Source organism: Streptomyces sp. NPDC031274 (genome assembly GCF_055570235.1).
Window position 1 is genome coordinate 1 of record NZ_JBVIHP010000385.1, and the last position, 1,140, is coordinate 1,140.

The 1,140-nt window shown below is 74.5% G+C and carries 1 protein-coding gene; it reads right to left on the bottom strand.

What is annotated here, in order from left to right; translation table 11 throughout:
- Positions 1-83 precede the first annotated feature (83 nt).
- A partial coding sequence (locus ACZ5CR_RS46570) for an IclR family transcriptional regulator domain-containing protein (RefSeq protein WP_468870109.1) occupies positions 84-1,140 on the bottom strand: 1,057 nt, incomplete at its 5' end.

Below are 1,140 nucleotides of genomic sequence, written 5' to 3' on the forward strand. Positions count from 1 at the left end.
GCTTAAACCTCGCTGCCCCTAGCGGGCGTGCCGGTTCAAGTCCGGCTCCGGGCACCTCTGCCAAGACGTCGGCGGCACTCCCGCTACGGCATCAGTACGCCGTTGAAGCGGGCTGCCGTGTGCAGGTCCGCCTCGATCGCCGCCGCCGTCTCGCGCAGTGCGGGGAGCAGCGCCTCGATGGTCTCGTCCAGCGGGGCGGTGCCCGCGTGCTGGGCCACGTTCAGGGCGGCGACCACGCGCCCTTGCGCGTCCTTCAGCGGTACGGCGACGGAGCGCAGGCCCTCCTCCAGCTCCTCGTCCGCGGTGGCGTAGCCGTCGTCGGCGGCCCGGTCGATGACGCGGTTCAGGTCCGCAGGGTCGGTGACGGTGCGGCGGGTGAGGGGCTTGGGCGGGGACGCCTTCAGGAGCCGCGTGCGCTCCCGCTCCGGCAGCCCGGCCAGCAGGACGCGGCCCATGGCGGTGGGATACGCGGGAAAGCGCGTGCCGAGCGTGATGTAGACGCTCATGACGCGGACCGTCGCCGCCCGCGCCACGTACAGGATGTCCGTGCCGTCGAGCACCGTCACCGACGCCGACTGGTGGACGCGGCCCGTCAGTTGGCGCAGGTGCGGCTCGGCGATGTCGGCGAAGCCGAGGCGGGAGAGGCGCGCGTAGCCGAGTTCCAGGACGCGGGGGAGCGGGCGGTAGAGGCGGCCGTCGTGCGCCGCGTACCCCTCGAGCTCCAGGGTGTGCAGGCAGCGGCGCGCGGTGGCCCGTGGCAGGCCGGTGGCCGCGGCGACAGCGGTGCGCGGGAGTCCGTCGCCGCGGGCCCGGCCCAGGGCGCGCAGGACGGTGAGGCCGCGGGCGAGCGACTGGAGGAAGCCGGGGCCCAGTTCGGCCTTGGCGTCTGTGGTGGCTGTCGCGTCCGTGGTGTCTGTGGTGGCCGTGGCGTCTGTGGTGTACGAACCCTGAGGTGCCGTCAATTCGATGTCCCCGTACGCCGCTTGGGCGGCCGGTAGCTCCTCGAGCAGCGCCGCCTCCTTCCGCAGCCGTGGCAGCACGAGCTCCGCGAGGCCCCGCGCCGTGTGCCTGCTGGTGTGGCTCACCGCGGACAGGGCGTACCGGGCGCGGCCCGCCGCGTCGCGCACCGGGACCGCCGTC